This is a genomic window from Streptomyces sp. NPDC005811 (assembly GCF_040630405.1).
GTDB lineage: Bacteria > Actinomycetota > Actinomycetes > Streptomycetales > Streptomycetaceae > Streptomyces.
In genome coordinates this window covers 121,224-147,594 of record NZ_JBEXXK010000018.1, presented here as the reverse complement: position 1 = coordinate 147,594, position 26,371 = coordinate 121,224, and the positions used below count along the sequence as shown (strand labels likewise).

Below are 26,371 nucleotides of genomic sequence, written 5' to 3'. Positions count from 1 at the left end.
TGCACCTTTGTGGACCGTGATCATGTACGGCCTCCCCACAGCCCTTACCGAGATGAGACAGGTGATCAGCATGTCCGGGTCCCCCAGCAGAGGTTTACGTGTGGCGGCGGTGATCGCCATGGCCGTCGTCCTGGCGGCGACCGGCACACCGGTCGTGAGCCAGACCTTCGCGGCGGCCGCCGACGCGTCGGCCGGTGCGAAGAGGATACGGACGGTCACTTTGATCACCGGTGACAAGGTGTCGGTCGCCCCGGACGGCTCCGTCGCCGGGATCCAGCGGGCCGAGGGCCGTGGGAAGGCGTCCTTCCAGGTCCGCACGATCGACGGACACACGTACGTGGTGCCCGGCGACGCGGCTCTGGCGACCGCCCGGGGCACCCTCGACCGGCGGCTGTTCGACGTCACGCAGCTGCTGGCGGACGGTTACGCCGACAAGAACGGGTCCGACCTGCCGCTCATCGTCACCTACACCGGAGGCGAGACGCCCGCCGCGAGCGCCTTCCGCCCCGCACGGGCCACGGTGAGCAGGACGCTCGACGAGGTCAACGGCGTGGCGCTGCGCGCGGACCGGCGCGGGGGTGCCGCCTTCTGGGACACCTTCACCGACGGCGGCGACCGCGGCGAGGGCACCGCGCGCCTGGGCGGCTCACCCGCGGTGAAGAAGGTCGAGAAGGTCTGGCTGGACGGACGGCGCAAGGTCAGCCTGGACCGGAGCGTGCCGCAGATCGGCGCGCCCGCCGCCTGGGAGGCCGGGTTCGACGGCACGGGCGTCAAGGTCGCCGTCCTGGACACCGGAGTGGACCGCGACCATCCCGACCTGGCGGGTCAGGTGATCGCGCACCGGAACTTCTCCGATCCCGCCTCCGAGGACACCGTCGACCGCAACGGCCACGGCACCCATGTGGCCTCCACCATCGCCGGTACGGGCGCGGAGTCGCAGGGCAAGTTCAAGGGCGTCGCGCCGGGCGCGCGCATCCTGGACGGCAAGATCCTCGACGACGAGGGCTACGGCTGGGACTCGGACATCATCGCGGGCATGGAGTGGGCGGTCGACGAGGGCGCCGACATCGTCAGCATGAGCCTGGGCGGCACCGACACGATGGGCATCGACCCGCTGGAGGAGACGGTCAACCGGCTCTCCGCCGAGTCGGACGCCCTGTTCGTCATCGCCGCGGGCAACGCGGGCTACGCCGGCGAGAGCACCGTCGGATCGCCCGGCAGCGCCGAGTCCGCGCTGACCGTCGGCGCGGTGGACAAGGACGACCGGCTCGCCGACTTCTCCAGCCGCGGCCCGCGCGTGGGCGACGGCGGGCTCAAGCCGGACCTGACCGCACCGGGTGTCGACATCACGGCCGCGGCCTCCACCACGAGCGAGATCGAGGACCACTACCCCTCCGGGACGCCCGGCTACGCCACGCTGAGCGGCACCTCGATGGCCACCCCGCACGTCGCGGGCGCCGCCGCCCTCCTGGCGCAGGAGCACCCGGACTGGACCGGTGAACGGATCAAGGCGGTGCTCACCGGCTCCACCGAGCCCGGCGCGTACAGCGCCTACCAGCAGGGCACCGGCCGCACCGACGTGGCGCGGGCGATCGGGCAGACCGTCGTCGCCGAGAACGGCCCGATCAGCTTCGGCCGCCCCGCGTGGCCGCACACCGACGACCAGCCGGTGACCAAGGAGATCACCTACCGCAACCTGGGCACCGAGCCCGTCGTCCTGGACCTGTCCATGGACGCGCTCGGGGTGGACGGCAAGCCCGCCCCCGAGGGCCTGTTCGCCCTCTCTGCGCGGCAGGTGACCGTCCCCGCGGGCGGTACGGCGAATGTCGCGGTCACCGCCGACACCCGTGTCGGCGGCGAGGTGTCCGGCTCCTGGGGCGGCTCGGTGACCGCGGCCTCGGCCGACGGCGCGACCTCGGTGCGCACCGCCTTCGGTGTGGAGCGCGAGGCCGAGTCGTACAACCTGACCGTGAAGATGCTCGACGACGAGGGCAAGCCGTCCGGCAACGGCTACACGATGATCGACGGCCGGGACCGCGCCTACGCCGGCGACCTCGCCGAGTCGGACGGCGAGGCCACCATCCGCCTGCCCAAGGGCAGCTACGCCCTCACCGGGCTGCTCGGCGGGGCCGACGAGTCCGCCGCGGACTCGTACTTCCTGGCTCCGGCCGTGGACCTGGACAAGGACACCACGATCGTCATGGACGCCCGCGAGGCCGAGTCCGCGCGGATCACCCTGCCCGACGCCGAGGCGAAGAGCACCCACGCCCAGCTGATGCCGGGCTACACGAACACGGACGGGACCGCCCTCGACACCATCTCCGTCTTCGCCTTCCCCGACTTCCAGAGCTTCAAGGTCGGGCAGATCGGCGACGAGACGCCGAAGGACGTGGCGTACGCCCAGTACAGCGGCTTCTGGACGCGTGAGGACGCCGACGGACGGGCCGTGAACTACCGCATGGCGTGGAACCGCACGGGTTCGCTCGGCGGCTTCAGCACCGAGGTCCGGCGCGAGGACCTCGCCAAGATCGACATGACGTTCGGCGCGCCCCTCCAGGACAAGGGGGTGGTCTTCGCGATGCCCTACTCGCCCGACGAGCGGATCGCGGCCGACTTCAGCACCCCCGTCTGGCGGGACGTGCCGCAGCGGACCACCGAGTACGTCCTCGGCAACGGCGTGAAGTGGGCGTACGCCATGGAACAGTGGAACGCGCTGTCCTCGCTCCAGGGGCAGTTCAGGGCGTACGAGCCGGGCCGGAGCTACACCAAGAGGGTCAACATCGGTGTCTTCGGCCCGTCCCTGCCCGCGTCCCAGGGCGAGCCGGCTGACCTGCGTCCCGGGCTCGCGCGGCGCGGGAACACGATCAAGGCGGCCCTTCCCCTGTTCGGCGACGGCGAAGGGAACGTGGGATCCAGCAGCTACACGCTGGACGCCTCGCTCCGCGCCGACGGTGAGGAGATCCCCGCCAAGGGCGATCCGCTGTACCGGGCCGAGTACACCGTCCCGGCGGAGGCCCACCGGTACGAACTGAGCCTCGACGCGAGCCGGGACCCCGAGATGTACCCGGTCAGCACCCGGGTGCGGGCGCAGTGGACGTTCCGCTCGGCGGAGGCGGCCGACGACAGCTGGAGCAGGCTGCCGCTGTCCGTGGTCCGGTTCTCCCCGGCGCTGTCGCCCACCAGCACGGCCAAGGCGGGGGAGCGGTTCGAGGTGCCCTTCACGGTGGAGGGCGCGGCCGACCGGCGGACCGTGAAGAAGCTGACGTTCGAGGTGTCGTACGACGAGGGCGGGACCTGGACGCCGGCCCGGACCGTGCACGGCGACCGTCTGGCGCTGGAGCACCCCGCCGAGCCGGGCAGCGTCTCCCTGCGGGCCAGGCTGACCGACCGGGACGGCAACACCCTGGTCCAGACGATCGACCGGGCCTACCTCACGGTCCGGTAGGGCGTCCGGTAGGGCGTCCGGCACGGCGGACGACCGCACGGCGTGTCCGGGAACCACTCCCGTCCCGGACACGCCGTCGTCGGCCGTTCGGAGGCGCCGGCCGCGGGGCTCACTCGAACCGCGAGGTGTCCCCGGCCCCGTGCCGCACGACCACCGCCTCGCCCTCGGAGAAGTCGATGACCGTGGTGGGCTCGGTGCCGCAGTCCCCGGAGTCGACCACCCCGTCCACCACATGGTCGAGCTGGTCCTTGATCTCCCAGCCCTGGGTCATCGGCTCGTCCTCGCCGGGCAGCAGCAGGGTGCTCGACAGCAGGGGCTCGCCCAGCTCGGCGAGCAGGGCCTGGGTGACGACGTGGTCGGGGATGCGGACGCCCACGGTCTTCTTCTTCGCGTGCTGAAGCATGCGCGGCACCTCCCTCGTCGCCGGGAGGATGAAGGTGTAGCTGCCCGGCGTCGACGCCTTGATCGCGCGGAACACGTCGTTGTCCAGCCGCACGAACTGGCCGAGCTGGGCGAAGTCCCGGCACACGAGGGTGAAGTGGTGCCGGTCGTCCAGTTTGCGGATGGACCGGATCCGGTCGATGCCGTCCTTGCTGCCCAGCCGGCAGCCCAGTGCGTAGCAGGAGTCCGTCGGGTACGCGATCAGCGCGTCCTCCCGGATGGCCTGCGCGACCTGTGCGATGGTGCGCGGCTGGGGGTTGTCGGGGTGCACGTCGTAGTACTTGGCCATTGGCCGAGCTTATCCGTGGGCCCTACCCCGCGGGCCGGCCGAGCAACTGCACCCAGCTGTCGGTGAGGAGGCCCAGCGCGGTCTCCGGCTCGCTCCGCCAGCCGTGCCGCATCCACTGCCGGGCCAGCCCGTCGAGCTGGGCGAGCGCCAGGAAGCCGCGCATGTGCCGGGAGCCCGGATCGAACCGGCCGGCCCCGTCGAGCGCGGCCCGGACGTCGGCGACCAGCCCGTCGAACAGACCTTCGACCAGCTCGCGCACCTCCGCGTCCACGGCCGCCGCCTCCTCCGCGGCCAGGACGTACGGCCGGATCCCGGGCCAGCGCTCCGCCGTGGCGGCCAGCCAGGCCCCGATGCCGTCCCGCCCGCCCTCGCGCACGACGTCGACGAGCCCCTCGGTGTCCTCGGCGGTCAGCTCCGCCAGCTCACCGCAGAGCGCCGTCATCAGGGCCGTGCGGGAGGGGAAGTACGCGTAGAAGGTCACCCGCGTGGTGCCGGCGGCCCGCGCGATGTCGTCGACCGTCGTGCCGGTGTAGCCGTACTTCCCGAACAGCTCCAAGGCCGTCGACAGCAGCAGCCGACGGGTCATCTGCTTCTGGGCGGCACGCAGCTGGGCCACGGCCCCATCGTACGGGGCGGGCTGCTGGTGGAGCACGTCAGCTGGCAGTCCGTCTTCTCCATCAACCTGCCCATTGGTGCCGCCGCGCTCATGCTCACTTGGTCCACCGGCTCCTCGTACGGCACCATGTGGCCGCCGTTCGTCGCGCTCGGCCTCGGTGTCGGCATGGTGATGGCCGCGTCCTCGGACGCCGTCGTCGGCAACGCGCCCGTCCGTGACGGTGGTGTGGCGGGCGGGCTCCAGGCCACCACGCTCCAGATCGGCGGCGCCCTCGGGACCTCCGTCCGCCACGGCGCGCGGCCTCGCACAGGCCGAGGACGCCGTCGCGATGGGGGTGGCGCCGGTCTCCGCCGACATGCCCGCGCACCTGCGGTCGTCGAGGCCGGCGGCCAGGCCTTCATGAAAGGCGTCCACACGGCCGTCACGGTCACCGGGCCGCTCTGTGTGGCCGGAGCCGTCCTGTCCGCCACCGGCATACGCCGTCCCGCCCCGGCCGAAGAGCCGCTCCTGGCCCCGGCCTGAGCCAGGCCTGCCGCGCGCGCCCGACTGGCCTCGCTCCCACCGGTCGCCCGAGGCCCGACCCCGCCGAGTGGGATCGTCCCGGCCGTCGGTGGCGGCCGACCGCGGCCGAGTGGGATCGTCCCGGCCGGGTGAGCGCTGTCCGTCGGCCGTGTGAGGGCCGGTCCCGGGCCTCTGAGCCGGGGGCCGGTCCTGGCGTGAGGTAACGTCCCCGACCGAGAAATGACTGGTCCTGGCCCCGAGCGGGCCGGGTGGGACGAGGAGAGCGCGCGCATGGCCGGCCGGGACGACGGGAACCGCCACACCGAGACGACGGGTGGCGCGGACTCCTCATGGGCGCAGGAGCTGCTCGACCACCTGCGCCCCGCCGGGTCCGGCGTCCGGCGGATCGTCGACTGGCTGGCCACCACCCTCGATGCGACGGTGTCCCTGCTGGACCGCGGCGGCGAGCCGCTCGCCGGGGAGCGGATGCCGCTGGACGGGGACCTGTTCGGCGACCTCGTCTGCGGCCGCCTCGCCTCCGCCGCCTGGGAGGGCGACGGCCGCCATCTGCGGCTCGTCCGGGTCGAACTCCCCGGGCCCGGCACGGCCGCCGTCCTCGCCGTCAGCCGGACCGCGCCCTACGACCGGCGCGCCGCCGACATCCTCCGGCGCGCCGCGAGCGTCCTGGAACTGCTGCTGCGCGCCCAGCAGACCGTGGCCACCGGAGACCGCCTCGCCCGCGCCACCGCCGACCTGCGTCTGGCGATCCTGCAACTGCTCATGGTCGAGGACATCGTCGCCGCCCGCCGGGTCGCCGCCGGACTCTGGCCGGGCCTGCTCGACACCGACACCGCCTGTGTGTACGTCGTGGAGACCAGCCCCGCCGACCGCGACCGCCTCGCCGAGGCCTGCGTGGAGGCCACCCGCGACGAGGCCCTCGTCGTCCGCTGCCCGGCCATGGACGGCCATGTCATCGTCGTCGTCCCCGACGACGCCACGGCCGCCGCCCTGCGCCGCGTGTGCGACCGCACCCCCGACGCCCTGCTCGGCGGCAGCGCCCGGCAGAGCCTCGCCGGCACCGCCACCGCCTACGGACAGGCCGTCAGCGCCCTCGCCGTCGCCCGCTTCCGCCCCGACCACACCGCCGTCTACGCCGAGCGCACCCACCCCGAACGCCTGATGGACCCCGGCGTCCTGCGCTCCTGGACCACCCGGCTGCTGCGCCCGCTCGACACCCTCCCGCACCACACCCGCGCCGAACTCCTCGCCACCACCCGGCTCGGCCTGGAGTTCACCGCCGTCAGCGCCGCGAAGGTGCTCGGCGTCAGCCGCAACACCGTCCGCGCCCGCATGGAACGCGTCGAGAACCTGCTCGGCACCGACTTCTCCGACCTCACGGTCCGCGCCACCGTCCATCTGGCCCTCAACACCGAGGTCGCCCTCACCGAGGGCAGCACGGGGCACCCGGCCGCCCCCGCCCGGCTCGGCGACCTGCTCACCGAACCCGCCCTCGGCACCTGGGCCCGCGACCTGCTGGCCCGTCTGGACACCGACGCCCGCGACCTGCGCCGCACCCTGCGCGCCTGGATCGCCGCCGGCGGCAACGCCGAACGCGCCGCACAGCTCCTCGGCGTGCACGCGCAGACCGTGCGCGAGCACGTCCGCAGCGCCGAACCCGTCCTGGAACGCCAGCTCCTGGCCTCCGGCAGCGACCTCTACGAGGTCGTCCTCGCCCACCTCGCGACCCGCGAACTCGACCAGCCCGACCTGCGCGGGGACCGCTGACGGGCCGTCGTACCGGTCACGGAATCGGGCCATCCGGACTCACCTGTGCACAACTGAGTCCCCGGCGCCCGCGAACGGGCATCGCCACGATTCACATCCCCCTCCCGCGGCACGTAGGTTCGGGGTACCGCGGGGGTGCGACCGGCACGGGGGTCTGGTCGCTCCCCCGCGGACGTCCTCAGCCGCGCAGCCGGACGGGGATCTCCTGCCAGCCGAACGCGATGAACGACGGCACCTGCTCCAGCTTCCCCTCCGCCGCGCTCAGCTCCGGGAACCGCTCGAACAGGGTGCTCAGCGCGATCGACGCCTCCATCCGGGCCAGCGGCGCCCCGATGCAGCGGTGCACCCCGATCCCGAACGACAGATGGTCCTCCGCCGCCCGCGTCGCGTCGAAGACGTCCGCGTCCGGGCCGTAGTGCGCGGGGTCCAGATTCGCCGCGGCGTACGTCGTGATGATCGCGTCCCCGGCCGGTATCGTCACCTCGCCGACCTTCAGATCGCTCACCGCGAACCGCAGCGGCAGCGAGGCGATCGACGGATGCGCCCGCAGCGTCTCGTCGATCACCGCGTCCCAGGAGATCTCCCCGGCGCGCACCGCCGCCAGCTGCTCGGGCCGCCCCAGCAGCGCCACCACCGCGTTCCCGACCAGGTTCACGGTCGTCTCGAACCCGGCCCCGATGACCAGCAGCAGGGTGTACAGCAGCTCCTCGTCGCTGAGGCGGTCCCCGTCCTCGTCGCGCACCCGGATCAGCTCGGTCGTCATGTCGTCGCCCGGATGCTCCGACTTGTGGGCGATGAGCCCGCCCAGGACCGTGCCGATCTGCTCCTGCACGAACGCGGCGTGCTCCGGGCTCGGGTCCGAGGTGTCCATGATCGCCGCTATCAGCCGGCCGACGGAGTCGCGCATCTCCTCCGGCACCCCGAACAGCTCGCAGATGATCCGCATCGGCAGCGGGTGCGCCAGCCCCGCCTTCAGGTCCACCACCTCGCCGCCCCGCTCCAGCTCGTCCAGCAGCTCGGCGGTGATCGTCTCCACCCGCTCCCGCAGGGCCTCGGTGCGCCGGTGCGTGAAGCTCGGCGCCACCAGCTTGCGCAGCCGGGTGTGGTCGGCGCCGTACGTCGACAGCATGTTGACCACGCCGACCCAGCCGAGGATCCAGCCCCAGGAGGGGTGTTCGCCGAGCTCCGGCCACAGCCGCCAGTGTTTGCGCGGGTCCTTGCTTACCTCGGGGTCGAGGATCAGCTGTTTCAGCGTGTCGTACCCGGTGGGCGCCCAGGCGGGGATGCCGCCGGGCAGCTCCACGGGCACGACGGGGCCGAGGGCACGCAGCCGGGCGCTCTCGGCGGCGATGTCGGCGCCGAGCGGGTCGAGGGCGATGCGGTCGGTCACGGTCACGAAGGCACTCCTGGCTGTTCGGACGGCTGGTCGGACGGCTGGTCGGTCGACGGCGAGCGGGGGCTGAAACGGACGGGCAGCGCGGTCAGCGAGCGATGGAACGGCCCGGGCCGCCAGGACAGCCGCGCCCGCGGCAGCACCGGCTCCAGGTCCGGCAGCCACTGGGTGAGCTGCTCGATGGCCTCGGTGACGAGCAGCAGCGTGTGCTGCTTGACCGGACAGGAGTGCGCGCCCGCGCCCCACGACAGATGCGAGGCGTCGTTCGGATGCCGGCCCTCGGTGACCTCCTGCTCCGAGAAGTGCCCGAGCGCCCCGTACGACACCACCACCGGCACCGCGTCCCGCAGCCACACCCCGTGGAAGGAGACCGGTCTGCGCGCGTAGTAGATGCCGTAGTTGGCCAGCGGGGTCTCGTGGTGCAGCACCTCCACCACCGCGTCCAGCACCGGACGGGCGCCGCTGGTGAGGGTGGAGTAGTAGGCCGGGTTGCCGAGGATCCGGGACAGCGTGTTGGACAGCAGGTTCGCCGTCGGCTCGTAGCCGGCCCCGAGGGTGAGGAACACCTGCCAGGTGACCTCCTCGCGGGTCAGCCGGGCCGGATGGTCCAGCAGCCGGCTCGGCAGATCGTCCCCCGGCGTCCGGGCCTTGGTGTCGATCAGCTCCAGGACGTACTGCGCGTACCGGGCCTCGCCCTCGGCGGCCCGCGCGCCGCCCTCCATCATCGTGCCCAGGCTCTCGTTGAGCCGGTCGCCCTCGTGGTCCGGCAGCCCGAACAGGTCGTTGAGCACCAGCGCCAGCAGCGGCCGCGCGAAGTCCCCCACCAGATCGGCCTCGCCGCGCGGACCGATCCGGCCCGCGAGCAGCCGTACCGCCCGGTGCACCCGGCCGCGCAGATCGTGCGGCTCCACCAGGTCGAACACATCGATCAGCGTGGTGCGGTAGCGGACATGGGCGGCCCCGTCGGAGAACAGCGCGTTGGGCCGCCAGCGCATCATGCCGAGCACCGGAGAGTCGACCGGGACGGTCGTCTCCCAGGCCCTCGGGTCGTGCGAGAACGTCTCCTCGTCGTGCAGCACGTCCAGCGCCGCCCGCCGGTCCGTGACGACGTACGCCGGCACCCCGGGCGCCAGCTCGGCCCAGCCCACCGGCCCCTGGGCGCGCAGCGCGCCGTAGTAGTGGCGCGGGTCCGAGGCGAAGCCCTCCTCCCACAGGCGCACCGGCGCCGAGCGCGAGAAGTCCCGCTGGTCCGGGGGATAGGTGGTCACCGGGCCTCCGCCGGGTCACGGGTGAGCAGATGGTCGACCAGCGCCAGTAACGCGTCGATCGAGGAGTTCGGGTCCCGGGCGTCGCAGGTCACCATCGGGGTGTCCGTCTCCAGGTCCAGGGCCCGGCGCAGCTGCTCCACCCCGTGGTGCCGGGGCGCGTCCGGGAACTCGTTGAACGCCACCGCGTACGGCAGTCCGCTCTCCTCGACCAGCCCCAGCACGTCGAACGAGGCGTCGATCCGGCGGCTGTCCACCAGGACCAGCGCGCCCAGCGCCCCGTAGGCGATGTCGTCCCACAGCGCCCGGAACCGCTCCTGGCCGGGCGTGCCGAACAGATACAGCACCACCCCGCCGGGCAGGCTCACCCGGCCGAAGTCGATCGCGACGGTCGTCGTCGTCTTGTCCCGCACCCCCGCCAGATCGTCCACCTCCGCGGACGCCTCGCTCAGATGCTCCTCGGTGTGCAGCGGCCGGATCTCCGACACCGAGCCGATCAGGGTCGTCTTGCCCACCCCGAACGGCCCCGCGACCAGGATCTTCACCAGGTCGCGGGCGGTGTCGGGAAGGTGGACGCGATCCCTCTCGCCGGGCGCGCCGGTCGTGCCCGAGGGAGCGCTAGTCGTGCTTGAGGGCGCGGAGGCCATCGGCCACTCTCTTCAGCAGGTCGGGGTCGAACCGCCCGGCGGGCGGGATGGGCGGCCGGGCGAGCACCAGGCGCCGGTCTTCGAGGTCGGCCGCCAGCACCCGTACCGCGGACACCGGGAGCCGCAGCAGCGCCGCCGCCTCCACCACGGCCAGTGAGCCGCCCTCCAGGGCTTCCAGCAGGGCGAGTCCGGCGGCGGGCAGTCCCTCGGGCGGTCCTTCGGACGGGCCCTGGGGCAGGGGGTCACCGGTGAGGGCCAGCACCGTCAGCCGCTCCATGTGCGAGCGGCTGGGCCGGGCCACGCCCCCGGTCGACAGATACGCGGGGACCAGGGGGCGGCCGGCCGGACGGCCGGTCATGCCGGCGGGTTGTCGTCGGCTCCTCTGGGCGCGGCCGCCATGGCCTTCTCACCCAGTCGCGCCACCTGGGAGTGCACCCGGTGCGCCAGCAGGTCGAGGCGCGCCTCGACCCCGCCGTACGCGGCGACACAGGTGCCGTGGTCCGTCGGCACGATGAGGACGTACCCGTGGTCGGACTCGATGACGATCTGCCGGACCTCCGCCCGTTCCCGGTCGGCGAAGGCGGCCGCGGCCGTCCGGCACGCCCCTTGTACGGTGCTGGTGATGGCGGCCACCCGTTCGGCCGACGGCTGCGACAGCGCGTCGGTGTACCCCGTCACGAGGCCGTCCCGGGTGAGCATGACGGCGGCCACCACGTGCGGCACCTGCAGGATCGGCTCCAGCACCCATGCGGTGTCGCCCGTGTCGCGGCTGGTCATCGGGCCGCTCCTCCTTCTGCGTGGTCGGTCTGGTCGGTCTGTTCGGTGCCGTCCCCGGCCACCTCCGCGGTGGCCGGCTCGTCGGCGCCGGAGCGGGCCGCCGCGGTGCCGGACTGCAGCGCGCCGAGTGCGGCGGCGGCCTCCTCCGGGCGGCGGGCCGGCCGGACGGCCGCGGAGTCCTCGGGTACGGCCACGCGGGAACGGCGGCGGCGCTGGGGCAGGCCGTCGGCGTCCCGGGAGCCGTGGTGCCCGGCGGGCTCCGCGTCCTGGTTCTCCGTTCCGTACGTGTGGGAGGGGGCGTTGCGTTCAGGGGCCGTCCGGCGTGTGGTGCGCGGGGCGCTGGCCGCCGGGGGCCGTTCCTCGGGGTCGACCTTGCTGAGCAGATGGCTGTCGACGCGCAGCACCGCGCGCACCCCGCCGTAGGGGGAGGCCGAGGAGACGTCGACGCCCAGGTCGAACTGGCGGGTGAGGCGGCCGATCGCGGCCAGTCCCATGCGTGGCGGATCGCCCAGCCCGGTCAGCAGGATCGGCTCGTCGCCGGCCACCAGCCGCTGGGCGCGCTCGCGTTCGTCGCGGGTCATGCCGAGGCCCGCGTCGTCGATGGTGACGCACACCCCGTGGTGGACGTGCTCCAGGCCGACCACGACGTCGGTGTCGGGGGAGGAGTGCCGCAGCGCGTTGTCGAGCAGTTCGGCGACGATGATCGCGACCGGCTCCACGGCGTGCGAGACGAGGGCGGTGCCGGGCTCCAGATGGTTGTGGACCCGCACCCGCTGGTACCCCGCGAGCCGGGCCTGGCCGCCGGTCACCGCGTCCACGACGTGGGACTCCTCGCGGGCGAGCCCCACCCAGGCCCCGCAGACCACCGCGGTGACCTGGGCGCGGCGCAGCGACTGCTCGTTCTCGTGGTCGAGCCGGAACAGGGTCTGGGCCAGCTCCGGGTCGTCGTAGCGCTGTTGCAGCACGCGCAGGGCGTCCTGGAGGCGGTAGAGGGCCGCCTGGATCTCCCGGGTGGCGCCGCGCATCCCGGCCTGTGCGGCGGCGTCGACCCGGGTGCGCTGGGCGAGCACCTCGGACTGGAGCGCGAGCAGCACGTTCTCCAGGCCGATGCCGAGCGGGGTGCCGACGGTCAACGGCTGGAGCGGGCCCGGGACGTCGAGGTGCGGATGGGCCACCCGGCGGGCGGCGGCGGGCACGCGGTGCGCCGCCAGATGCTCGACCTCGGCCGTGAACGCCCGCACGGTCCCGTCGAGTCGGGTGCGCAGGGCGGCGATCTCCGCGTGGGCGCGGGCGCGTTGCCGCCGGGCCCGCAGCAGGCCGCCGCCCAGGGCGAGCGCGGACAGTGTGCCGACGGCAAGACCGCCGGCCACCAGGTCCGGTAATTCGATCATCGATTCGGGTTCCAGGAGGGGTCGCATCGGGGTACTCGCAGCACAGTACACACCGCCATTGGCCGCTCTCGCACGGTTGGGCGAGAGTTCACTGTGAAAGTGACCGGCATCTGTTCGGTTCTGCGTCGAGTGCCTGAAATGCCGTTGCCCGTGGGTGAGTTGAAAACCCCGAGAGCGGCCCGTCCTGGGCGACGCGCTAGTCTGCGCCGAGCGGGGTCAGCACGGACAGGGTGCCGTTGGCCTGGCGCAGCGCCAGTTCCAGCGTGCCGGGGGCGTGCAGGGCGCCGGTGCCGTCCGGTGGCACGAGCCACTCCAGGAACCGGGCCGGCCGGTACGGCGGCGGCACCGCGACCCAGGAGCCGCGGCGGGCGTGCCGCAGCCCCGCCCCGATCCACCGGCTGCCCGGGTCGGGCGGCAGGAAGAAGCCCACCCGATGGGCCGCCGTGTCCACCAGCGTCGGCCCCGGCACGGGCAGCGCCGGCTGCCACAGCAGATCCAGCGTGAGCAGACCGAGCCGGTCCGGGACGCTGAGCACGTCCCAGTACCGGCCCGCCTGGAGCAGGGCGATCCCGTCGCCCTGGTCCCACTCGCGTTTGCAGACCCGAGGGTCCGTCGCGGCGGCGGAGAGCCACTCCACACCGCGTTCCCACGTCACATCGCTCATCGTCCGGCTCCGTGTGCTGTCCCCAGGACCCGGCAGCGGACCAGCGCGGCACCGGGCAAAGCCGTCGGCCGCACTGTGCCGACTCGGCATATGCATGCTGGTAGATATTTCTACCTGGCGGAAGGGGTGGCGGACCGTGGCGTTTTGGTCTGTTTCGTTCGACTTTCGCGCCGGTGTTCGGGCGGGGGCGGCGGCTCGCCCTAGTGGTCGCTCTCCAGGTGCAGCTTGAGCAGGTCCACACCGTAGTCGCCCCCGTTGGGGGTGCGGATGATCGTGTGGATGTGGTGCTGGCTGGGGTTGCGGTTCTGGGTCTCGTAGGCGATCGGGGACTGGGCGTCGTACTCGATCAGGACCACCGGACTGTGCACGCGGTAGTAGAAGGCGGAGGAATCCTTCGTCTCGCCGATCCAGTAGAACCAGGTGTCGTCGAGGTGCTTCTCGACCTCCGTCATCTTCACCTCGGCGTGGCCGTCGTCCAGGTTGCCGACATAGACGCGGACGAGGTCGAGGAGGTGGTTGCGCTGCGCCTCGGTCCAGTCCTCGGCCGCCAGCCCCTGGTAGGCGATCTTGGCGTTGTCCTGGCCGGCGCCGGCCGTGAAGTTGTCGCCGGCCTTGGCCTCCGAGGAGACGGCCTTCTTCCGCTGGGCGGCGGTCAGCGACCGCAGCAGCGTCAGCCCGGCCCTGGTCTCGGTCCTGAAGAGGGTGATCTTCTCGCCGCCGTAGGTGGCGGAGGTCGGCTCCGAGCCCATGAAGGTCGGTGTCATCACGACCTGGTCGCCGAGGACGAAGTAGTTGATGGCCAGGTGGTGGCCCTCGTACTGGAAGCCCCAGGGCTTGGTGGTGGACGGGGTCCCCATGAAGGTGAAGAAGTACGCGCCCTCGGTCAGGGTCTCCTTGCCGCCGCCGCTGTACTCGCCCAGGTAGCCGTTGAGCTTCATGATGTTCCGGGACTGGGTGAGCCCGTCGGCGGACAGGGCGGCGCCGAGCAGGGCGTAGCCGAGGTCCCGCTGCTTCTCGGTCAGGTCTCCCATCCGGGCGCCCTGACGCTCGTACCCGTCGACGTTGCTCCACTTCAGCCACTCGTCGTCGTCCACGTCGAAGACGGACGCCTTGCGCTCCTTGGCGGTCAGCCCGTCCAGGAAGGCCTGCGCGGCCCGGACGACCTTGTCGGTGGAGACGTCGGTCGAGTGGACGGAGTACAGGTCGTCGACGACCTTGCCGTCCGTGGTGACCCCGACGAAGTCCGCGTACGGGACCTCGCTCGCCCCGGGGCCCATGCCCCCGGCGCCGCCGCCGGGACCTCCGGAGGGCATGCCCGAGGGCACCCCGCCGCCCGGACCGCCGCCGGGGCCGCCGTACGAGGCGGAGGCCGCCGTGCCGGAGGAGTTCGAGGAGCATCCCGTCATCGTCGCGACGGCGGCGACTCCGCCGGCGAGCAGCGCCTTGTTCATGAACCAGCGGCGGCTGCGCTCGGCTTCGGGGGTGCGGGGTCGGTGTCCGTGGTCGTGTCCGTGCATGCGGTCGAGGCTCCACGGCCCACCTGAAGCAAACCTGAAGACGACACCGTCATGTCTCCCGCCCGCTCCGCCGTCACACCCGCCGGCCACCGCCCTGCGGCACCGGCAGCGGGGGATCCGCCTGGCGCAGCTCGGCCAGCAGCTCGTTCTGGCCCGCGAGGAGCTCGGTGAGGATCCGGCGGGCCGCCCGCAGCAGTTCGGCCACATCGCCGCCGGCGAGCGCGTAGCTCACCGTCGACCCCTCGCGGATCGACACCACGATCCCGGAGCGGCGCAGCACGGCCAGCTGCTGGGACAGGCTGGACGGTTCGATCTCGATCTCGGTGAGCAGGTCCCGTACGGGGACGGGGCCGCCCTGCAGCAGTTCGAGGACCCGGATGCGTACCGGGTGCCCCAGCATGCGGAAGAACTCGGCCTTGGCCTGATAGAGGGGGACCTGCATGGTCAATCGCACGCTCCTGCCGCGTTCGCCGGATGGTGCCCGCTCGCGCGGCGGCCCGGCGTCGTACGCCGCCGCGCGTGGTCCTGCGTCGGGATCCCGCTCCCGATCCTCCTGGTTGGGGGCTCCGCACACCCGTGTGATGCGCTGATCTGGATGTGTCGAGATGAAGAAATCTTCAATTCATGGGCGTGCGAAGCCGAGGACCGTGAAGGTCCCTACACCTCGATCTCGTTCTCGATGCGCTTGAGCTGGTGGCGGGCCATGGCCAGGTTGGAGCGCTCCCGGTCCAGGACGAGATAGATGAACAGCCCGCTGCCGGTACGGCCCTTGACGAGCCGGATGAGGTGGTACTGACTGCCCAGCGTGATCAGGATGTCCTCGATCTCACCCTTCAGACCCAGGTGTTCCATGGTGCGGACCTTGGCCCGGATCACATCGGTGTTGCCCGCGGCGGCGACGGCCAGGTCGAGGTCCTTGCCGCCGCCCATCGTGCCCAGGGCCATCCCGCTCGTGTAGTCCACGACGGCGGCTCCCATCGCGCCCTCCACCGCGGTCATCATCTCCTTGAGAGAGATCTCCACATTCGCCATGGCGCTCCTCCTGCCGGTTGCGCGGGCCCGACTCCTCCGGTCCCGCTGGTGCCTCCGAACGTACGGACCGCGTCCGCCGCGAGGGCCGCGTGCTCCGGGACTGGCCCAAGGACGTTCGAAACACGAAGATCCAGGCGAGTTTTTGACCATCGGAGGGTGGGAGTTGACCGGGTGCCCGCCTCCGGTACCACCGGCGTGCACCCGGGGGAGCCGTCGCTTGCGGTGGGTCGGTCCAGCGGGCAGGGTTCCGTGGCGTGGCCACCTTGCTGATCGTTCATCACACCCCGTCCCCCCACTGCCAGGCGATGTTCGAGGCGGTGCTCTCGGGGGCGACCGACCCGGAGATCGAAGGGGTACGGGTCGTACGGCGGGCCGCCCTCGCCGCCACCGCCTCGGACGTCCTGGAGGCCGACGGCTATCTGCTCGGCACCCCCGCGAACCTCGGGTACATGTCGGGCGCGCTCAAGCATTTCTTCGACCAGGTCTACTACCCGTGCCTCGACGCCACCCGGGGCCGCCCCTTCGGCTACTACGTCCACGGCGGCAACGACGTCACCGGCGCCGTCCGCGCCGTCGGGGCCGTCACCACGGGCCTCGGCTGGCGCAGCGCCGCCGACCCGGTCACCGTCACCGGGGAACCCGGCAAGGCGGACCTGCGGGCCTGCTGGGAACTGGGCGCGACGGTGGCCGCCGGCCTGATGGAGTGAGCCGGGCTCAGTCCCAGAGCGGGTAGGTCACCACGCGCGGGAAGTGGTCCGGCCGGGCCCCGGTGTAGGTGAGGGTCATCCGGCTGTAGTGCTGCACCTGCGGGTGCTTCTTCCACGGCTTGGGATGGTCGAGCTTCACCCGCACGGCGTACGGGTGGAAGTGCCCGGCCGCGCAGTACGGAACGCAGTCGTTGACGACGTTGACCCCGCTCCCGCGTGCCGACCGTTGACCCCAGTGGTTCCAGTGCAGCGAGGTCAGCCGGCTGTTGCCGTCGCCGCAGGCCAGCACGAAGGCGCTCGGCCGGACCTGCGCGTGCCAGAAGCAGTCCACCAGGACCGGCACGGCCACCTGCCGCACCTTGGCCGACGGCGCGCCCGGCGTGGCCGAGGCCGTGCCGATCGCCGCGGTGAGTCCCAGCGCCGCACAGAGCATCACCGCTGTCCTCGTCAGGTGTCGCATGTCGGCTCCCGCCCGCCCGTCCCGGGACCGGGTGCGTCCCGGGGGATTCGGTACCGACGGTACGACGATGCGCGCAGGTCGACCACTCGAACGGAGTAGTGCCCACCTGTTCGGCGTAGGCCGCCGACGGCGGTGCGGCCGAAAATCTGCGCCCGCCGGGCCGAATTCCCAGTCGGGCATGGCCATTTCCGGCCGAAGTTTTGGCATTCGCATGACAAAGCTGTGCACCCGGTGCCACTCTGCTGCGGGCATTCACCGTTCCTTCACATGCACCTCATGAGGTGGATGCCCGTCCACCCCCCACTCCATCACCCCCCACCTCCTTCCACCCGCCAGTCGTGCAGCGCTCCGGACCGGCCCATCCCGTCGGTCCGCCCCCCGTCGGCCCCCACCCGAGGCCGACCGTCGCACCGAAGGAGAACCCGTTGCCCCGGCGACACCATGCCACCCCCCGGCGCAGACGCGCCTCACTCATCGCCCTCACCACCGCCGGCACCCTGCTCACCCTCGGGGTGCAGACCGGCGCCGCCTCGGCGGCACCCGTCGACCCCGGCCCCGGCAGGATCACCGCCACGCCCCGGGCCGGCGCCGAACCGACCGCCCTGTCCCCGGCCCGCCGCGCCTCGCTGATCAAGAGCGCGCAGACCGCGGCCGGCGCGACGGCCAGGACGCTCGGCCTCGGAAGCCGGGAGAAGCTGGTCGCCAAGGACGTCATCAAGGACGCCGACGGCACCACCCACACCCGCTACGAGCGCACCTACGGCGGACTCCCCGTCCTCGGCGGTGACCTGGTCGTGCACGACAAGAGCGGCCGCACCACCGTGACGAAGGCGAGCGGGGCCACCCTGAAGGTGCCCTCGCTCACCCCCGCGCTCTCCGCGTCGGGCGCCACCGACAAGGCCCTCGCCGTCTCGAAGAAGGCCGACGTCAAGGGCTCCGCGACCGAGAACGCGCCCCGGCTGGTCGTCTGGGCCGGCACCGGCAAGCCCGTCCTGGCCTGGGAGACGGTCGTCGAGGGCGTCCAGAAGGACGGCACCCCGAGCGAACTCCAGGTCGTCACCGACGCCACCACGGGCAAGCAGATCCAGGCCGCGGAGAAGGTGCACACCGGCACCGGCACCGGCCAGTACGTCGGCACGGTCCCGCTCGGCACCACCCTGTCCGGATCGACGTACCAGCTCACCGACTCCGACCGCGCCGGGCACAAGACGTACGACCTCAACCAGGGCACCTCGGGCACCGGGACCCTCTTCACGGACGACAACGATGTCTGGGGCACCGGTCTGCCGTCCAACCGCCAGACCGCCGGTGTCGACGTGGCCTTCGGCGCCGCAGCCACCTGGGACTACTACAAAGAGGTTTACGGTCGCAACGGCATCCGCAACGACGGGGTCGCCGCCTACAGCCGGGCCCACTACGGCAGCTCCTACGTCAACGCGTTCTGGCAGGACAGCTGCTTCTGCATGACGTACGGCGACGGCTCGGGCAACACCCACCCGCTGACCGCCCTCGACGTGGCCGCCCACGAGATGAGCCACGGCGTCACCGCCGCCACCGCCAACCTCACCTACTCCGGCGAGTCCGGCGGCCTGAACGAGGCGACCTCGGACATCTTCGCCGCGGCCGTCGAGTTCTACGAGAACCTCCCGGCCGACCCCGGTGACTACCTCGTCGGCGAGAAGATCGACATCAACGGCAACGGCACCCCGCTGCGCTACATGGACAAGCCCTCCAAGGACGGCTCCTCCCGCGACAGCTGGAGCTCCACCCTGGGCAGCATCGACGTCCACTACTCCTCGGGCCCCGCGAACCACTTCTTCTACCTGCTCTCCGAGGGCAGCGGCGCCAAGACGATCAACGGCGTCTCGTACGACAGCCCGACCTCCGACGGCCAGGCCGTGACCGGCATCGGCATCACCAACGCCGCCGCGATCTGGTACCGGGCGCTGACGACGTACATGACCTCGTCGACGAACTACGCCGGTGCCCGCACCGCCACCCTGTCGGCCGCCGCCGACCTCTTCGGCGCCTACAGCCCGACCTACCTCGCCGTCGCCGACGCGTGGGCGGGCATCAACGTCGGCAACCGGATCGCCCTCGGCGTCAACGTCGCCCCGATCGCCGACCAGACCAGCGGCATCGGCCAGGCGGTCAGCCTCCAGGTGGACGCCTACACCACCAACTCGGGCGCCGGCCTGACCTACGAGGCGACCGGACTGCCGGACGGGCTGAGCATCAGCCCGAGCGGTCTGATCTCGGGCACGCCGACCACCCTGGGCACCGGTGACGTGACCCTCAAGGTCACCGACAGCACGGGGGCGTCCGTCACGGACACCTTCAGCTGGCGGATCGCGTACATCTACGCCAACGCCACCCGGGTCGACATCCCCGACAACGGCGCCGCCGTCGAGTCCCCGGTCACCATCACCGGCCGCGACGGCAACGCCTCCGCCACCACCTCGGTCTACGTCAACATCGTCCACACCTACCGCGGTGACCTGACGGTCGACCTCGTCGGCCCGAACGGCACGGTCTACTCGCTGCTCAACCGCAGCGGCGGCTCCGCCGACAACGTCGACCAGACCTTCACCGTCGACGCCTCGGCCCAGCCCCTCAACGGCACCTGGAAGCTCCGCGTCCAGGACCGCGCGTCGATCGACGTGGGCTACATCCAGAACTGGCAGCTGACACCCTGATCCCCGTCATCCCCTGACCTCGGGCGGCACGGCCGGCCCGAGGCCGGGGGAAGGCTCCACGACCGCCGCCGCCCGGACCCTCGAGGTTCCGGGCGGCGGCCCGTGTCACCGGCTCTCAGCGCTGGGGCGCGGCGTCCGCCGCGAGCTGGGCCAGCGGCGTGCCGCCCGCCCACAGCAGCAGCCGGGGGCCGTCGATCAGAAACGTGTGGCCCTGGCGCGCGGCCCACACCTCGTCGCGATGGGTGAACGTGCCCCGGTGCACCACGAGCCGCAGCGCCGGCGCCGCCCAGCCGCGCGCCGCCGGCCGCGCCCGGCAGGAACAGGCCCCGTCCTCGTCCGGCAGCGGTTCCGCCACCGGACGGAACGCGACGTCGAGCACCCGCCCCCGGCCGTCCCGGGCGGCGAGATGCAGGGCGTCGTGGCGCGGCGGCGGCAGCACCCGCCAGCCGTCCCGCCGCAGCATCCGGGCCACCGCCACCACCAGCGCCGGCATGTCCAGCTCCGCCAGCTCCTGCGCGGTGTAGCGTCCGCCGCGCCGCCGGGCGTACGGCCGTGAGCGGTGCCGCAGGGCCGCACCGGCGACCGTGAGCAGCACCAAGGCCGGGACGCAGGCCCACGGGCCGAACCGGCGGGAGACCAGCACAAGCCCCACGACCAGCGCGCACACGGCCACGATCAGCAGGACCAGCGCGGGCAGCACCTCCCGCAACCGGGGCCCGTCACGGCCCTGCGCCCGCAGCCGCCGCACGGTGCGGCGCTGCCGGTCCCGTCCCGACCCGTCCTCCGGTAATCGGTCCCGCTCGCCTGCCGTCACGGTCGCCCCCCAGCCCGTACACCCCGATGTGCGAGTGAGAGCGGGCTACCCGTCGACGCGCCGCCGATGCGGAGAACGCTTCCGTGCGCCCCTGTGCGCCCCGCGTTCCGACCCCGGCCCGGGAGTCGGTAGGCAGCCCTCGCGGACGGGGCCGTTGTCAGTGGGGCGTGCCAAGCTGCCGGTCATGGACGAGGCTGAGTTCTTGCGGGGCCGGGTGTACGGCGCCGAACACGACGACGCGGGCCCCCGCCCGGACCGTGCGTACGCCGAGCTGGTGGGCGGCCCGCTCGACGGCCTGCTGCTCGACGTCACGGACCGCGCCGACCATGAGCCCGGCGAGGTGGAACTCACCACGGAGATAGGCCGCTACGGCCCCGGCGGCCGCACCCTGTACGCCCGACGCCCCACCGACGCCGCCCGCTTCGACTGGCGCGGCGACACTCCGGGCACGCCCTGACGGCGGATACGTGGTTTTCTGGGCTCCAGTGACCCCCGGACCTCTTGGGAGAGCCCTCCATGACCCACGTCGCGCACCCGGAGCGCTACGACAACGGCATGCTCTACCGCCGCACCGGCCGCTCCGGACTCGACCTCCCCGTCCTGTCCCTCGGGTACTGGCACAACTTCGGTGACGACCGGGCGTTCGAGAAGCAGCGGGAGATCGCGCTGCGCGCCTTCGACCTCGGGATCACCCACCACGATCTGGCCAACAACTACGGTCCCCCCTACGGCGCGGCCGAGCTCAATTTCGGCCATCTGATGAAGCGGGACCTCGGGCCCTACCGCGACGAGCTGGTGATCTCCACCAAGGCCGGCTGGGACATGTGGCCCGGCCCCTACGGGCAGGGCGGCGGCTCGCGCAAGTACCTCCTGGCCTCGCTGGACCAGTCCCTCAGCCGGATGGGCCTCGACCACGTCGACATCTTCTACTCCCACCGCCTGGACACCACCACGCCACTGGAGGAGACGATGTCGGCGCTGGCCACCGCCGTGCGCCAGGGCAAGGCCCTCTACGTCGGCATCTCGTCCTACGACGCCGAGCGCACCCGCATCGCCGCGGGGCTGCTGCGCGACCTGGGGACGCCGCTGCTCATCCACCAGCCCTCGTACAGCATGCTCAACCGCTGGATCGAGACCGACGGCCTGCTGGACGTCACCCAGGAGGAGGGGGTCGGCGTCATCGGATTCACGGCGCTGGCCCAGGGGATGCTGACCGGGCGTTATCTCCAGGGCGTCCCCGAGGACTCACGCGCGGCACAGGGCACCTCGCTGGACGCGGCATGGCTCTCCGACGACATGGTCGGGCGGCTGCGTGCCCTCGACGCCGTCGCGTCGCGGCGCGGGCAGACCCTCGCCCAGATGGCCCTCGCCTGGGCGTTGCGCGACCCGAGGGTCACCTCCCTGGTGATCGGCGCCTCGCGGACCGGGCAACTGGAGCAGAACGTGGCCGCGCTGAAGAACCTTCACTTCGGCGAGGAGGAACTCGCCGAGATCGACCGGTACGCCACCGACGCCGGCGTCGACCTGTGGCAGGACGCCCGGCTCGGCAAGCTGGGCTGAGCCCGGGGCACCCGCACGCGGAAGTGGCCGGAAGTGTGCTCGTTCGATCGTACGAACATGCGTGCGGTGGGGTTACCTCTGTGACAGCGGCTTGATAGGAAACTTTCCTGTCAGTTCGCCACCCCCCACCTCCCCTGGAGTCACCGTGGTGCCCATTCCCTCCTCCCGCCGTACCTTCCTCGCCCTCACCGGTGCCCTCGCCGGGGCCGTGGCGGCCGCCCCGCTGCTCGCCCCGTCCCGGGCCGGCGCCGTGACCGCGGCCGGGCTCGACGACCCGGCGAAGAAGGAGATCGCGATGAAGCTGGTGTCGAGCGCGGAGAACTCCTCGCTCGACTGGAAGGCCCAGTACAAGTACATCGAGGACATCGGCGACGGCCGCGGCTACACCGCCGGGATCATCGGCTTCTGCTCCGGCACCGGCGACATGCTCGACCTCGTGCAGCTCTACACCGACCGCAAGCCCGGCAACGTCCTCGCCAAGTACCTCCCGGCGCTCCGCTCGGTCGACGGCAGCGACTCCCACGCGGGGCTCGACCCGAACTACCCCAAGGACTGGCGCAAGGCCGCCCAGGACACCGCGTTCCAGCAGGCGCAGAACGACGAGCGCGACCGGGTCTACTTCAATCCGGCCGTCAAGCAGGGCAAGGCGGACGGTCTGCGGGCCCTGGGCCAGTTCGCGTACTACGACGCGATCGTGATGCACGGCGACGGCGACGACTCCACCAGCTTCCGCAACATCCGCAAGCGGGCCCTGCGCAGCGCCAAGCCGCCGGCCCAGGGCGGCAACGAGACGACGTACCTCAACGCCTTCCTCGACGCGCGCGTCTGGGCCATGAAGCAGGAGGAGGCGCACAGCGACACCAGCCGTGTCGACACCGCCCAGCGGGTCTTCCTGCGCAAGGGCAACCTCGACCTCGACCCGCCGCTCGACTGGAAGGTCTACGGCGACAGCTACCACCTCGGCTGACCGGCGCCCCGGTCAAGCCGGCCCGGGCGGTGCGTCGAGGACCTCGAACGTCGCCCGGCCGACGGTCAGCACGCCGTCGGACAACGGCGTGCACCGCACACCGCCCTTGTCACGCAGGGCGCGCCGTGCCCCCGGCCCGACCGTGACGTCCATCCAGGCGCACGGCCGGGCCGGCCGGTTCACGGCGAACAGCACGGGACCGGCGCCGCTGTCCAGCGCGATCGTCGAGCCGACGCAGGAATCGATGTCGACGCCCCGGAGCAGGATGTTCCGCCGGGTCTGCCGCAGCCCCGGGGAACCGTCCGGGCGCACCGGCAGACTCTCGACGGCCATGAGGGTCACCGCCGCGTCCCGGTGGGCCGGTTGGCCGAAGTACCGGTCGCCGACCAGCCCCAGGCCCCGCCGGACCTCCACCCGGGACACCGACTCGTCCTCGGGCCCGTCCGCCGGCCCGTCCGAGGGACGCCCCCCGAACCGGTGCGCGGCCGACACCAGCAGCTCCACCACCTCGATCTCGGCCATGACCTCAGCCTAGGGCCGAGGTCATGACGTCACGAGGTCAGGGCTTGAACGGCAGTGTCGCGCAGTTCGACGAAGCCCGCTGTCCGTCGAGCCGGTCGGTCAGCCACGCGATCGCGTCGCCCTGGTCGGTCAGCAGGGGAGCGAAGTGGTTGAGCAGCGCCCGGCCCAGGCCCGGCAGCACCACCGGCTTGTACGTGACGTCCACGCCCTTCGCGCACCAGGCCACGGCGAGCGCCCGCGCCTGGGCGTGGGGAACGAGATCGTCGGCGGTGCCGGTCGCCAGCCGTATCGGGGACGTCGGCTCGAGCCTGCCGATGCGCTGGTCGGCGAGGAACGCCTGGAGCGCCGGCTCCTCCTCGACGACATCGCTGATGGAGCTGCCGTCGGTGGTCCAGGAGCTGCTGCGGGCCGAGTTGTAGGCGAGCAGGGCGTCACCCACGCACATGGTCGACAGGTCCTTCAGGGCCGCCTTGCCGGCCGCGTTGAGATGGGCCTCCGCGATCGGCTTCAGCTCGGGGTCGGACTGGACGAACCCGTTCACCGACCAGCCGAGCGCCCCCGCGAGGTCACTGCCGTCGATGGCCCGGGTGACCGCGGCCAGGTCGGCGGGCGGGGCGCCGGTGTAGGTGCCGGCGAGGGTGATGTCGGGGGCGTAGGACGGCTGGAGTTCGGCCGCGGCCGCCGTGGCTCCGCCGCCCTGGCTGTAGCCGTACAGCGCGACGCGGGAGGCGGACGTGAGCGACGTACCGCCGAGGGAGCGGGCGGCGCGGACGGCGTCCAGGACGGCGTGCGCCTCGTCGACCCGGTTGACGTAGGTGTGCAGCCGGTCCGTGGCGCCCAGCCCCGGATAGTCGGTGACCGCGACGGCGATGCCGCGCGCGAGCAGCCGGTAGATCGCCAGGTTCTCGTAACCGACCGACAGGGTCTGGAGATTGACGGTGAGGGGGCGTTCGAGTCCGAGGGAGGCGGCGCACTGGTCGCCCTGGCCCATCGTGCCGGGGGCCACCACGACCAGCGGGCGCGCCCCGCTGCCCCGCCAGGCGGCCGTCGGCTCGATGTAGGCGCCGGTGACCGCGACGGGTCCGCCGGCGGAGTCCGTGGACTTGTACATCAGCCGGGTCGCCGTGCCGGGGAGTGGGCCGTCGATGCCGGGCAGGCTCAGGGCGAGGGGGAGGGGTTCGGTGCGGACCAGGGTGCCGTCGGCCGCCGGGAGGGTGGCGGGCGGGTTGTAGAAGGTGGGGATGGTGACACCGCGCGAGACCACGGCGTCCGTGTCCGTGTCGCCTGCGGCGGTGGCCGGGACGGCCGTCGTACCGAGGCAGGCAGCCACGGTCACGGCCGCGGCCAGCAGTCTGGTGGGGGCGGGCATGGCGGACCTCCGGGGGAGAGGGGAGGCCCGAGCCTTCCTCTGCGGCTCGGGTGGGGGACGGCACGGAGCGCAGGTCGTCCCGACCGCAGCCCCGCACCGCTCTTAGACGAACTGTCAGGACCGTACCGACCAGGGGGTTACCGCGGGTACTGGTCGGTAGGTTACGGTTCGGTAATATGACTGCGGGTGCCCGGAGGGCCACCCTCAACAGGTGCTACGACCCGTGTGGTTGACTGCGTGAATGTTGCGAGAGTCGGTCTTCCGGACCACGGACCTGCCGCCGCGCGACCGTTTCGACGCCTGGGCCCAGCGCATGGGCAGCACACACGCGCCCATGCGGCTCAGCACCGACCGCACCGAGGACTACCGCGGCCACCAGCGCGTGATCGAGCTGGGCGAGGTCGTCGTGTGGCCGGCGACCATGGACCCCCTCACCTTCCACCGCACGGCCAAGCTCGTCCGGCAGTCCGACCCCGAGACGTACCACCTGTCACTGCTGCTGAAGGGCGAGGGCGCGGCCGTCTGGGACCGGCGCCAGGCCGTCTACCGGATCAACGACTTCCACACCAACTCCTCGTCGCGGTCCTGGGACGTGACGACCGGAGCCGACCCCGTGACGATCGTCGGCGTGGAGATCCCGCGGACGCTGGTGGCCGTGCCGGGGAACCGGGTCGACCGGATCCTGGGCGGCCTCATCTCGGGCCGCGAGGGCAGCGGCGCACTCCTGGCCCAGTTCCTGCGCCAGCTGATCGGGGACACCGGGCCGTACCGGCCCTCCGACGCCCCGCGGCTCGGCACGGTCGTCGCCGACCTGGTCACGGTCGCCTTCGCGCACGCCGTGGACGCCGATCCGAGCCTCCCGCCGGAGACCCGCAGCCGCACGCTGGTCCTGCACATCAAGGACCACGTCCGCCGCCACCTGGCCGACCCGGACCTCACCCCCGCGCGGATCGCCGAGGCCCACCACATCTCCCGGAGCTACCTCTACCGCCTCTTCCAGGACGAAGGCGTCGGCATCGCCGCGTACATCCGCGACCAGCGGCTCGCCGGCGCCCACCGCGACCTCGCCGACCCGGCCCTGCGCACCCTGCCGATCCACGCCGTCGCCGCGCGCTGGGGCTTCCTCCGCGCGGCCGAGTTCACCCGGGCCTTCCGCACGGCGTACGGTCTGCCGCCCAGCGAACTCCGCGAGCGGACACTGAAGATGGGGGCAGGGGCAGGGGCATCGCGTGGTGGTGGGCGGGGGTTCGAGGCCGTGAGCGCGCGCCGGGGCGGCGGGGATGCCGGGGCGTCGACGTCGCGCGGTAGGGGGCAGGACTCCGCACCCGAGACCTCGTGCAGTGACGGACCGGACTCCGGCCTCGTGGTTGCGCGTGGTGAAGGGTGGGACGCCGACCTGGTGACCGCGCGTGGTGGTGACCGGGATCGGGGTGCGCTGTCGGTGCAGGGTGGCGCTGCGGGGGAGGGGCGCCGACTTCCTACGGGGGCGGTCCGGACGCGGACGCGCTGAATC

The 26,371-nt window shown here is 72.5% G+C and carries 24 protein-coding genes and 1 pseudogene; 9 read left to right on the top strand and 16 right to left on the bottom strand.

Translation table 11 applies throughout. From position 1 onward, the window contains the following. Nucleotides 1-100 precede the first annotated feature (100 nt). Complete coding sequence (locus tag ABZ490_RS21025) at nucleotides 101-3,445, top strand: S8 family serine peptidase (RefSeq protein WP_358992107.1); 3,345 nt, start codon at nucleotides 101-103, stop codon at nucleotides 3,443-3,445. 109 nt (nucleotides 3,446-3,554) lie between these two features. On the opposite strand, the gene ABZ490_RS21020 is transcribed toward ABZ490_RS21025, so the two are convergent. Together ABZ490_RS21020 and ABZ490_RS21015 are read right to left on the bottom strand one after the other, a co-directional pair. Beyond that, the gene (locus ABZ490_RS21020) at nucleotides 3,555-4,175 is read right to left on the bottom strand and encodes an L-threonylcarbamoyladenylate synthase (protein WP_358992105.1); all 621 of its coding nucleotides are present in this window, start codon (nucleotides 4,173-4,175) and stop codon (nucleotides 3,555-3,557) included. Between the two features lie 22 nt (nucleotides 4,176-4,197). Next, a complete protein-coding gene (locus tag ABZ490_RS21015) occupies nucleotides 4,198-4,791 on the bottom strand; it encodes a TetR/AcrR family transcriptional regulator (RefSeq protein ID WP_358992103.1) in 594 nt (197 codons plus the stop codon). A 60-nt stretch (nucleotides 4,792-4,851) separates the two neighbouring features. Here ABZ490_RS21015 and ABZ490_RS21010 point away from each other — a divergent pair. Together ABZ490_RS21010 and ABZ490_RS21005 are read left to right on the top strand one after the other, a co-directional pair. Beyond that, nucleotides 4,852-5,313, top strand: a pseudogene (locus tag ABZ490_RS21010) (MFS transporter); the annotation flags it as partial. A 270-nt stretch (nucleotides 5,314-5,583) separates the two neighbouring features. Next, nucleotides 5,584-7,077 (top strand): helix-turn-helix domain-containing protein, encoded by a 1,494-nt coding sequence (locus ABZ490_RS21005; protein WP_358992101.1) that lies wholly within the window; start codon nucleotides 5,584-5,586, stop codon nucleotides 7,075-7,077. A 178-nt stretch (nucleotides 7,078-7,255) separates the two neighbouring features. Here the strand turns inward: ABZ490_RS21005 and ABZ490_RS21000 are convergent, their stop codons facing one another. The 10 genes from ABZ490_RS21000 to ABZ490_RS20955 all read right to left on the bottom strand — a co-directional run bounded on the left by ABZ490_RS21000 (nucleotide 7,256) and on the right by ABZ490_RS20955 (nucleotide 15,763). Beyond that, nucleotides 7,256-8,473: a cytochrome P450 gene (locus ABZ490_RS21000; protein ID WP_358992099.1), complete on the bottom strand. Its 1,218-nt coding sequence runs from the start codon at nucleotides 8,471-8,473 to the stop codon at nucleotides 7,256-7,258. Then, entirely contained in the window at nucleotides 8,470-9,738 is a 1,269-nt protein-coding gene (locus ABZ490_RS20995; protein WP_358992097.1) for a cytochrome P450, read from the bottom strand. Before ABZ490_RS20995 ends, ABZ490_RS21000 begins: the two co-directional genes overlap by 4 nt. Next, the gene (locus ABZ490_RS20990) at nucleotides 9,735-10,382 is read right to left on the bottom strand and encodes an ATP/GTP-binding protein (protein ID WP_358992095.1); all 648 of its coding nucleotides are present in this window, start codon (nucleotides 10,380-10,382) and stop codon (nucleotides 9,735-9,737) included. Before ABZ490_RS20990 ends, ABZ490_RS20995 begins: the two co-directional genes overlap by 4 nt. After that, complete coding sequence (locus ABZ490_RS20985; RefSeq protein WP_358992093.1) at nucleotides 10,354-10,740, bottom strand: DUF742 domain-containing protein; 387 nt, start codon at nucleotides 10,738-10,740, stop codon at nucleotides 10,354-10,356. Before ABZ490_RS20985 ends, ABZ490_RS20990 begins: the two co-directional genes overlap by 29 nt. After that, nucleotides 10,737-11,159, bottom strand: coding sequence for a roadblock/LC7 domain-containing protein (locus tag ABZ490_RS20980; protein ID WP_358992091.1), 423 nt, complete (start codon nucleotides 11,157-11,159; stop codon nucleotides 10,737-10,739). Before ABZ490_RS20980 ends, ABZ490_RS20985 begins: the two co-directional genes overlap by 4 nt. Further along, nucleotides 11,156-12,550 carry an ATP-binding protein gene (locus tag ABZ490_RS20975; RefSeq protein WP_358992089.1) on the bottom strand — a complete coding sequence of 465 codons (1,395 nt, stop codon included), beginning with the start codon at nucleotides 12,548-12,550 and terminating at the stop codon, nucleotides 11,156-11,158. Before ABZ490_RS20975 ends, ABZ490_RS20980 begins: the two co-directional genes overlap by 4 nt. 196 nt (nucleotides 12,551-12,746) lie before the next feature. After that, nucleotides 12,747-13,214, bottom strand: a complete 468-nt coding sequence (locus ABZ490_RS20970) for a hypothetical protein (RefSeq protein WP_358992087.1) — start codon at nucleotides 13,212-13,214, stop codon at nucleotides 12,747-12,749. Between the two features lie 200 nt (nucleotides 13,215-13,414). Beyond that, a complete protein-coding gene (locus tag ABZ490_RS20965; protein WP_358992085.1) occupies nucleotides 13,415-14,731 on the bottom strand; it encodes a DUF3500 domain-containing protein in 1,317 nt (438 codons plus the stop codon). A gap of 73 nt (nucleotides 14,732-14,804) precedes the next feature. Continuing rightward, nucleotides 14,805-15,173, bottom strand: coding sequence for a metalloregulator ArsR/SmtB family transcription factor (locus tag ABZ490_RS20960; protein ID WP_067253509.1), 369 nt, complete (start codon nucleotides 15,171-15,173; stop codon nucleotides 14,805-14,807). Between the two features lie 215 nt (nucleotides 15,174-15,388). Beyond that, on the bottom strand, nucleotides 15,389-15,763 hold the full coding sequence (locus ABZ490_RS20955; protein WP_055633293.1) for a hypothetical protein: 375 nt from the start codon (nucleotides 15,761-15,763) through the stop codon (nucleotides 15,389-15,391). A 254-nt stretch (nucleotides 15,764-16,017) separates the two neighbouring features. Between ABZ490_RS20955 and ABZ490_RS20950 the strand changes: the two genes are divergently transcribed. After that, the gene (locus ABZ490_RS20950; protein ID WP_358992082.1) at nucleotides 16,018-16,470 is read left to right on the top strand and encodes an NAD(P)H-dependent oxidoreductase; all 453 of its coding nucleotides are present in this window, start codon (nucleotides 16,018-16,020) and stop codon (nucleotides 16,468-16,470) included. A 7-nt stretch (nucleotides 16,471-16,477) separates the two neighbouring features. Here the strand turns inward: ABZ490_RS20950 and ABZ490_RS20945 are convergent, their stop codons facing one another. After that, entirely contained in the window at nucleotides 16,478-16,930 is a 453-nt protein-coding gene (locus ABZ490_RS20945; protein ID WP_358992080.1) for a hypothetical protein, read from the bottom strand. A gap of 425 nt (nucleotides 16,931-17,355) precedes the next feature. Here ABZ490_RS20945 and ABZ490_RS20940 point away from each other — a divergent pair, with 425 nt between their 5' ends. Continuing rightward, on the top strand, nucleotides 17,356-19,626 hold the full coding sequence (locus ABZ490_RS20940) for a M4 family metallopeptidase (RefSeq protein ID WP_358992078.1): 2,271 nt from the start codon (nucleotides 17,356-17,358) through the stop codon (nucleotides 19,624-19,626). 115 nt (nucleotides 19,627-19,741) lie between these two features. Here ABZ490_RS20940 and ABZ490_RS20935 read toward each other — a convergent pair whose 3' ends face one another. Further along, nucleotides 19,742-20,440 carry a hypothetical protein gene (locus tag ABZ490_RS20935; protein ID WP_358992076.1) on the bottom strand — a complete coding sequence of 233 codons (699 nt, stop codon included), beginning with the start codon at nucleotides 20,438-20,440 and terminating at the stop codon, nucleotides 19,742-19,744. A gap of 184 nt (nucleotides 20,441-20,624) precedes the next feature. Between ABZ490_RS20935 and ABZ490_RS20930 the strand changes: the two genes are divergently transcribed. From ABZ490_RS20930 to ABZ490_RS20920, 3 genes are all read left to right on the top strand, one after another. Continuing rightward, a complete protein-coding gene (locus tag ABZ490_RS20930; RefSeq protein ID WP_358992074.1) occupies nucleotides 20,625-20,897 on the top strand; it encodes a hypothetical protein in 273 nt (90 codons plus the stop codon). Between the two features lie 59 nt (nucleotides 20,898-20,956). After that, a complete protein-coding gene (gene mgrA, locus ABZ490_RS20925; protein ID WP_358992072.1) occupies nucleotides 20,957-22,000 on the top strand; it encodes an L-glyceraldehyde 3-phosphate reductase in 1,044 nt (347 codons plus the stop codon). 145 nt (nucleotides 22,001-22,145) lie between these two features. After that, nucleotides 22,146-22,967: a chitosanase gene (locus tag ABZ490_RS20920; RefSeq protein WP_358992070.1), complete on the top strand. Its 822-nt coding sequence runs from the start codon at nucleotides 22,146-22,148 to the stop codon at nucleotides 22,965-22,967. 12 nt (nucleotides 22,968-22,979) lie between these two features. Here the strand turns inward: ABZ490_RS20920 and ABZ490_RS20915 are convergent, their stop codons facing one another. Together ABZ490_RS20915 and ABZ490_RS20910 are read right to left on the bottom strand one after the other, a co-directional pair. Further along, nucleotides 22,980-23,489: a molybdenum cofactor biosysynthesis protein gene (locus ABZ490_RS20915; RefSeq protein WP_358992068.1), complete on the bottom strand. Its 510-nt coding sequence runs from the start codon at nucleotides 23,487-23,489 to the stop codon at nucleotides 22,980-22,982. A 37-nt stretch (nucleotides 23,490-23,526) separates the two neighbouring features. Then, on the bottom strand, nucleotides 23,527-24,858 hold the full coding sequence (locus ABZ490_RS20910; protein ID WP_358992066.1) for a lipase family protein: 1,332 nt from the start codon (nucleotides 24,856-24,858) through the stop codon (nucleotides 23,527-23,529). 241 nt (nucleotides 24,859-25,099) lie between these two features. Here ABZ490_RS20910 and ABZ490_RS20905 point away from each other — a divergent pair, with 241 nt between their 5' ends. Then, on the top strand, nucleotides 25,100-26,368 hold the full coding sequence (locus tag ABZ490_RS20905) for an AraC family transcriptional regulator (protein ID WP_358992064.1): 1,269 nt from the start codon (nucleotides 25,100-25,102) through the stop codon (nucleotides 26,366-26,368). Nucleotides 26,369-26,371: the final 3 nt, after the last annotated feature.

What these genes read in the sequence shown, in the direction of transcription:
- ABZ490_RS21020 (WP_358992105.1), bottom strand. Translation starts at nt 4,175, where the DNA reads ATGGCCAAGTACTACGACGTGCACCCCGACAACCCCCAGCCGCGCACC.
- ABZ490_RS21005 (WP_358992101.1), top strand. Translation starts at nt 5,584, where the DNA reads ATGGCCGGCCGGGACGACGGGAACCGCCACACCGAGACGACGGGTGGC.
- ABZ490_RS20990 (WP_358992095.1), bottom strand. Translation starts at nt 10,382, where the DNA reads ATGGCCTCCGCGCCCTCAAGCACGACTAGCGCTCCCTCGGGCACGACC.
- ABZ490_RS20985 (WP_358992093.1), bottom strand. Translation starts at nt 10,740, where the DNA reads ATGACCGGCCGTCCGGCCGGCCGCCCCCTGGTCCCCGCGTATCTGTCG.
- ABZ490_RS20980 (WP_358992091.1), bottom strand. Translation starts at nt 11,159, where the DNA reads ATGACCAGCCGCGACACGGGCGACACCGCATGGGTGCTGGAGCCGATC.
- ABZ490_RS20975 (WP_358992089.1), bottom strand. Translation starts at nt 12,550, where the DNA reads ATGATCGAATTACCGGACCTGGTGGCCGGCGGTCTTGCCGTCGGCACA.
- ABZ490_RS20970 (WP_358992087.1), bottom strand. Translation starts at nt 13,214, where the DNA reads ATGAGCGATGTGACGTGGGAACGCGGTGTGGAGTGGCTCTCCGCCGCC.
- ABZ490_RS20965 (WP_358992085.1), bottom strand. Translation starts at nt 14,731, where the DNA reads ATGCACGGACACGACCACGGACACCGACCCCGCACCCCCGAAGCCGAG.
- ABZ490_RS20960 (WP_067253509.1), bottom strand. Translation starts at nt 15,173, where the DNA reads ATGCAGGTCCCCCTCTATCAGGCCAAGGCCGAGTTCTTCCGCATGCTG.
- ABZ490_RS20955 (WP_055633293.1), bottom strand. Translation starts at nt 15,763, where the DNA reads ATGGCGAATGTGGAGATCTCTCTCAAGGAGATGATGACCGCGGTGGAG.
- ABZ490_RS20945 (WP_358992080.1), bottom strand. Translation starts at nt 16,930, where the DNA reads ATGCGACACCTGACGAGGACAGCGGTGATGCTCTGTGCGGCGCTGGGA.
- ABZ490_RS20930 (WP_358992074.1), top strand. Translation starts at nt 20,625, where the DNA reads ATGGACGAGGCTGAGTTCTTGCGGGGCCGGGTGTACGGCGCCGAACAC.
- mgrA (WP_358992072.1), top strand. Translation starts at nt 20,957, where the DNA reads ATGACCCACGTCGCGCACCCGGAGCGCTACGACAACGGCATGCTCTAC.
- ABZ490_RS20915 (WP_358992068.1), bottom strand. Translation starts at nt 23,489, where the DNA reads ATGGCCGAGATCGAGGTGGTGGAGCTGCTGGTGTCGGCCGCGCACCGG.
- ABZ490_RS20910 (WP_358992066.1), bottom strand. Translation starts at nt 24,858, where the DNA reads ATGCCCGCCCCCACCAGACTGCTGGCCGCGGCCGTGACCGTGGCTGCC.
- ABZ490_RS20905 (WP_358992064.1), top strand. Translation starts at nt 25,100, where the DNA reads ATGTTGCGAGAGTCGGTCTTCCGGACCACGGACCTGCCGCCGCGCGAC.